This is a genomic window from Sporichthya sp., assembly GCF_013815995.1.
Classification (GTDB): domain Bacteria; phylum Actinomycetota; class Actinomycetes; order Sporichthyales; family Sporichthyaceae; genus Sporichthya.
In genome coordinates this window covers 1-6139 of the sequence record NZ_JACDFE010000251.1, presented here as the reverse complement: position 1 = coordinate 6139, position 6139 = coordinate 1, and the positions used below count along the sequence as shown (strand labels likewise).

The window sequence follows — 6139 nt, the reverse complement described above, 5'->3', positions numbered from 1 at the left end:
AACTCGGGCTGTTCGCGGCCTGGCGGATGGCGGCCAAGAGCACCGCCCGGGCGAGCGCGAAGGCCAGCAACGCCACCCGCCGCACGGTGCGCCGGGCGACCAACGCCCAGGGCGCCGGCGAGTCCGGGATGGCCAAGCTCACCGAACTGTCCGGGCTGAACGCCGCCGGCGACATCCTGGTCACCGTCGCGCTGGCCGGGACGCTGTTCTTCAACCCGAGCGACGCCGACCAGGCCCGGGGCCGGGTCGCGATGTTCCTGATCATCACGATGGTGCCCTTCGCTCTGCTGGCCCCGCTGATCGGCCCTCTGCTCGACAAGTTCCGCTCCGGGCGCCGGTGGGCGCTCGCGGCCAGCTTCCTCGCCCGCGCCGTCCTGGCGTGGACGATCGCCGGCGGCGTCGAGGACGCCGACCTGTTCATCTACGCCGGCGCCTTCGGCATCCTGATGGCGTCGAAGGCCTACGTCCTCGTCAAGGCCGCGGGGGTGCCCCGCCTGCTGCCACCCGGCATCCCCCTGGTCCGGGCGAACTCCTGGACCAACATGGCCGGCCTGGCTGCCGCCGCCGTGGCGACCGCGATCGCCGCCCCGATCCAGAGCGTGACCGGCCCCGAGTGGACGCTGCGCATCGCGACGGTGCTGTTCGGCGTGGGCGTCGTGCTCTCGCTGCGGCTGCCGCCGCGGATCGACTCGGACAAGCATCAGCCCACTGCCACCTTCACCGGCGGGGCCGGCACCAAGGGCCGCTACGTCGGGCCGTCGGTGGACATGGGCGTGCGCGCCAACGCCGCGTTCCGCGGACTGTCCGGGTTCTTGACGCTGTATCTGGCTTTCCTGCTGCGGGAGCACCCGATCGGCGACATGAACGGCAACCTGCAGCTCGGCCTGGTGATCGGCGCGGCGGGGGTGGGCAGCGCGGCCGGCACGGCGATCGGCAGCCTGCTCAAGACGCGCGGCCCCGAGGTCGTGATCGTCACCGTGCTGGCCGCGGACATCGTGGCGATCTTCGCCGCCGCGATCTGGTACGACATCGCCGTCGTGCTGGCCGCCGGCTTCGTGGTCGGGTTCGCGCAGACGTTGGGCAAGCTCGCGCTGGACTCGATGATCCAGCGCGACGTCGCGGAGGCCGTGCAGAGTTCGGCCTTCGCCCGCAGTGAGACCCGGCTGCAGCTGTTCTGGGTGATCGGCGGCGCGATCGGGATCGCGCTGCCGCTGCGAGGCGGACTGACCTTCGCGGTGGCCGGGCTGTTCATGATCGGTCTGACGGCAGAGATGCTGAGGCACAGCAAGCTGAGCCGGGACCGGGCCAAGGCACCCAAGCCCATGCCGGACAGCCCGGGTGAGCACCCGGGCACACCCCCGGGAACAGCGCACCAGACCCCGCCGCCGTCCGGGCCGCACGAGTTCCCGCCGACCCGCAACCGGGTCGACGAGAACTACTGATTCAGCTGCAGACGATCTGCGGGCCCGAGGAGTCGCACTCAACCGGCAGCGCCGCCGACGCCGGTTCCCCCGACGTTCAGGACGAGGCTAAGCGCCGCTTTGCCGTCGCGTGGTGCTTTCGCCCGAACGGCCCGAAACAAGAGGACTCGCCGGAGGAATCGGATCAGCCCTCGACGTCGTCGGCGATCGCGCGCATCAGGGCGGCGATCTTCTTGCCCTCGGCCGCGGCGGGCCGGCGGCCGCGACGGTAGGAGTTGGACAGTCCGTCGAGCAGTTTGATCATGTCCTCGAGCAGGACCGCGATCTCCTCGGGGTCCTTGCGCAGCGCCTTGGCGACCGAGGGAATCGGGTCGAGGATCCGTACCGAGAGGGCCTGGTCACCGCGGCGGCCCTGGGCGATACCGAACTCCACCCGGGCACCGGGCTTGAGCGTCTCCACACCGGCGGGCAGGGCGTCCTTGTGCACATAGACGTCCGGGCCGGACTCCTGGGAGACGAACCCGAAGCCCTTGTCGTTGTCGAACCACTTGACCTTGCCGGTGGGCACGCTGAACCTCGCGGGATCGTGGAGAGCTGAGACGCTCGTCGGACGCCGAGGCTACCTGGGCAGGCCGATTCGTGCCTCACGAGTTGGCTCGAGCGTTCCTCACGACCCTCCGTGATCGCCGGAAAGCCGAACGTGCCCGCACCTAGCCTTGCTCAGTGGCCCTGCCGACCGGTACCGGGGCACGGCCGTGAGCGACCTTCGTTGCGGCGTGCTGCGCGTCGCCCTTGAGGAGCCCCTGCACGGCTCGGCTCCGACCGCGCCCAGGGGCTGGCTGCTGCTTGAGCACCCCGGCCCGTGGCCGGCGGAGGAGACCGACACCGATCTGCCGGCCGAGGTCGTCGCGTTCATGGCGAAAGCCCGCAAGCTCAAGATCCGACCCCAGCTCATCCGCCGCACCCGGGGCCGCCGGCGCAGCCCGCACCAGGTCTACCTCGCCCACAGCGGGGCGGCGCCGTGGCTGCGCGGGGCCGAGGTCGCCGACCTACGCGAGATTCTCGACCTGGACCTGGAAGCGTTCGCCGGCGGGGAAGACCTGGGTTTCGGGTCCGTCGAGGGCAACCGGATCATCCTGGTCTGCGCCCACGGCCGGCACGATGCCTGCTGCGCACACGCCGGCCGCCCAGCCGCGGACGCGCTGGCCCGGGAGCTCGGTGACGCCGTCTGGGAGACGACCCACCTCGGCGGGCATCGGTTCGCCGCCACCTCGGTGACGCTGCCGGAGGGGATCTACCACGGGGCCCTGGACCCGAGCTCCGGCCCGGCGGTCGCCGCGGCCTCCCTGCGCGGGGAGGTCGTGCTCACGCACTACCGCGGCAAGGCGGGTCTGCCCGGTGTCGCGCAGTCCGCGGAATGGTTCGCCCGCTCGGAGTTCGGCATCGTCGACGTGGCCGCGGTCGCGCACCAGGGCGCGGTCAAGATCGACGACGTCACCACCCGGGTCGACCTGCTGGTCGCCGGGCGCCTGGTCTCGGTCACTGTGCGCAAGGCGCTCAGCTTCTGCGCCCGCGCGTTGTCCTGCGACGCCAGCGAACTTGAGCGGCCGGACACCCACGTGCTGGTCTCGATCGAGACCCACCTCGCGGCCTGACGGTCCGTCAGCCTGCGTGGTGGTCGCGGACCAGGGCATAGGCCAGGTAGATCGCCCCGAGCACCCCGCACAGCTCCGGCAGCACCGCGAAGCTGTCGGCGAGGGAGTCCCCGGCCTCGGACAGGCGGGTCGCGGAGTTGTTGGACTCCTGGATCTGCGTCGACTGCAGCCAGGACCAGAGCACCGCGATCCCGAGCGCCGCCGTCGGCATCCCGATCAGGACCCGGACCTTGTCCGAGATCTCCCAGTACCGCGACCGGCTGATCAGCACTGCGCCGAGCACCCAGCCGAGATAACCGAACGGGAACACCCCGACGGCGAGCACCACCAGGGCGACCAGCTCCCAGCCGAGACGGTTCAGGCCGGACAGGCTCTCCCGTCCGACCGACTCGTCCGGGCCCAGCGGCCGGGTCCGTTGGGTCTCCTCGTCGCGGAACAGCGGGCGGAACGGGCCGCGCTGCGAGCCGCCGCCCGCGTTCTCGGACACCCGGGCCCCGCTCTGCGCCGGCAGCACGGGACGCGGGACGCCGCCGAGGTCCAGCGTCGGGTTCTCCACCGGCATGAGCGGCGGGGGCAGCGGGAGCTCGAGCTCGTCAGCCTCGTCGTCTTCGGTGGCGTCCTCGAAGGCGTCCTCAAAGGCGTCCTCAAAGGCGTCCGGGAACAGCTCGCGGCCCACCGCATCGACCAGATCCTCGGCCTCGCCCAGCTCCGCCAGGCGCGCCTGGGTGCCGTTCAGATCCCACCGGGGCGGGGCGCCGACCTGGGCCCGGACCCTGCGCCCGACCTCCTCGACGACGGTGACGCAGTCCGCCGGCGCCAACGCGGAAGCCGCGGCCCGGCCGGCCCGGGCGAGGTAGTCGGCGACGAGTTCGTCGCCCGGCAACATCCCCACGGGACGATCATGGCCCCCGCAGCGCCCCGATAACCGCATTGGCCGCGTGTGGCCTGCGCGATTGCGCGTCATGCACCCGCCACCGGCGCCGCGTAACGTGGACCGGATGAGCACCGGGTTCAGCGCGGGCGTGCGCACGCTCGCCGACGAGCTGCGGGCGCGCGACGACGAGGGCCTGGAGGCCCTGTTCGGCGCCCGCCCCGACCTGGTGTCCCCGGTGCCGACGGACATGACGAACCTGGTCGCCCGGGCGACCACCCGCACCTCGGTGGCCCGCGCCCTGGACGCCCTGGACCGCTTCACCCTGCAGGTCCTCGACGGGGTGGCCCACCAGGGCGACCCCGGCACCCTGGCGAGGCTGGAGCGCCTCGTCCCCGCCCCGACCTCGGCGGTCCGGGACGCGCTCGATGCGCTGCGCGTGCGGGCCCTGGTCTGGGGTCCTGACGACAACCTGCGCGTGGTGCGGACCGTGCGCGAACTCCTCGGCCCCGGCCCCGGCGGCACCGGGCCGGCGCTCGCCCAGGCCGCGGCCGGCTACCGCCTCACCCGACTGGCCCAATTGCTGGCCGACCTTCGCCTGCCTGGCGCGCCGGACCCGCCCTCCGCCCTCGCCGCGTTGGCCGATCACCTCGGCGACCCCGCGGTCCTCGGGAGATTGCTGGCCGAGGCACCGCCGGCGGCCCGGATCCTGCTGGCCGAACTGGACACCGGGGGCGGCGTCGGCGCGATCGGCCGTGCGGACCGCGAGGTCTCCGCCGCGACCGCTACCGGTCCACTCGAGTGGCTGCTGGCCCGCGGCATCCTGATCGCGCTCGACACCGACCGTGCGGTGCTACCGGCCGAGGTTGCCGTCGCGCTGCGCGGCGGCGCACTGCACCCCTCGCCCCAGCTGACGCCTCCCGCCCTGACGTACCGTCAGATCGGCGTGGACGTGGCCGACCGGGCCGCAGCCGGGCAGGCGATGGCCTTCGTGCGTCAGGTCGAGGACCTGCTCGACGAGTGGGCCATCGACCCGCCGATGGCCCTGCGCACCGGCGGCGGCGGGCTCGGGGTACGGGACCTCAAGCGGGTGCAGGCCGCCCTCGACGGCGATGTCTACGCCGCCGCCCTGCTGGTGGAGACCGCCTACGTCGCCGGGCTGATCGCACCCGACGGGTCCGGCAGCTCGGAGAACTGGCTGCCCACGCCGGAGTTCGATCGCTGGCGCGCCTTCGGCACCGGCCGGCGCTGGGCCGCCCTGGCCGGGGCGTGGTTGGACTCCAGCCGCGTGGTGGGCCTGATCGGGTCGCGGAGCGACGCCAAGGACAAGGCGTTGAGCGCGCTCGGCAAGGAACTGGACCGTGGGGTCGCGCCGGAGATCCGGCTCGGGGTGCTGACCGAACTGGCCGACCTGCCTCCCGGTTCCACTGCTTCGGCCGTCGACGTGCTGGCCCGACTGACCTGGCACCGGCCCCGCCGGGGCGGCTCGCTGCGCCCGAACCTGGTGAGCTGGACCCTGGCCGAGGCCGAACTGCTCGGCGTCATCGGGCGGGGTGCGCTGACCTCGTTCGGTCGGACCCTGCTCGCCGGCGATTCCGAGGCCGCCGCGAACCGCCTGTCCGCCCAGCTGCCGCAGCCGCTGGACCACGTGATGCTGCAAGCCGACCTGACCGCGATCGCCCCCGGCCCGCTGGTCCGCTCCCTCGCCACCGACCTGGCGCTGGCCGCCGACGTCGAGTCCACCGGCGGGGCGACGGTGTACCGGTTCTCCGACGCCTCGATCCGCCGCGCCCTGGACGCCGGCCGCGGGGCGGGCGACCTGCACGACCTGTTCGCCCGCGCGTCCAGGACCCCGGTGCCGCAGCCGCTGACCTACCTGGTCGACGACGTCGCCCGCCGGCACGGCCGGATCCGGGTCGGGACCGCGGATGCCTACCTGCGTTGCGATGACGAAGCGGTGATCGCCGAACTGGTCTCGGACCGGCGGGCGGTCAAGCTCGGGCTTCGCAAGCTGGCCCCGACGGTGGCGATCGCCTCGGTCGCGGTCGACACCCTACTGTCCACGCTGCGCGAGCTCGGCTACGCCCCGGCCGCAGAGTCCTCCGCCGGCGCCGTCGTGCTGCGCCGCCCCGACGCCCGCCGCACCGGCCCGCGCTCAGCCCCGCGTCCGGTGCTCTCCGACCGTCCCACCC

At 73.3% G+C, this 6139-nt stretch carries 5 protein-coding genes; 3 read left to right on the top strand and 2 right to left on the bottom strand.

The window, feature by feature from the left end:
- A partial coding sequence (locus H0X00_RS20660) for a hypothetical protein (protein ID WP_293774413.1) occupies positions 1-1442 on the top strand: 1442 nt, incomplete at its 5' end.
- Between the two features lie 163 nt (positions 1443-1605).
- Here H0X00_RS20660 and H0X00_RS23990 read toward each other — a convergent pair.
- Positions 1606-1989, bottom strand: a complete 384-nt coding sequence (locus tag H0X00_RS23990; RefSeq protein WP_367186713.1) for a cold-shock protein — start codon at positions 1987-1989, stop codon at positions 1606-1608.
- Positions 1990-2176: 187 nt separating this feature from the next.
- Here H0X00_RS23990 and H0X00_RS20650 point away from each other — a divergent pair, with 187 nt between their 5' ends.
- Positions 2177-3076 carry a sucrase ferredoxin gene (locus H0X00_RS20650; protein WP_293774412.1) on the top strand — a complete coding sequence of 300 codons (900 nt, stop codon included), beginning with the start codon at positions 2177-2179 and terminating at the stop codon, positions 3074-3076.
- 7 nt (positions 3077-3083) lie between these two features.
- Here H0X00_RS20650 and H0X00_RS20645 read toward each other — a convergent pair whose 3' ends face one another.
- Positions 3084-3968, bottom strand: a complete 885-nt coding sequence (locus H0X00_RS20645; RefSeq protein WP_293774411.1) for a hypothetical protein — start codon at positions 3966-3968, stop codon at positions 3084-3086.
- Positions 3969-4074: 106 nt separating this feature from the next.
- On the opposite strand from H0X00_RS20645, the gene H0X00_RS20640 reads away from it, so the two are divergent.
- A partial coding sequence (locus H0X00_RS20640) for a helicase-associated domain-containing protein (protein ID WP_293774409.1) occupies positions 4075-6139 on the top strand: 2065 nt, incomplete at its 3' end.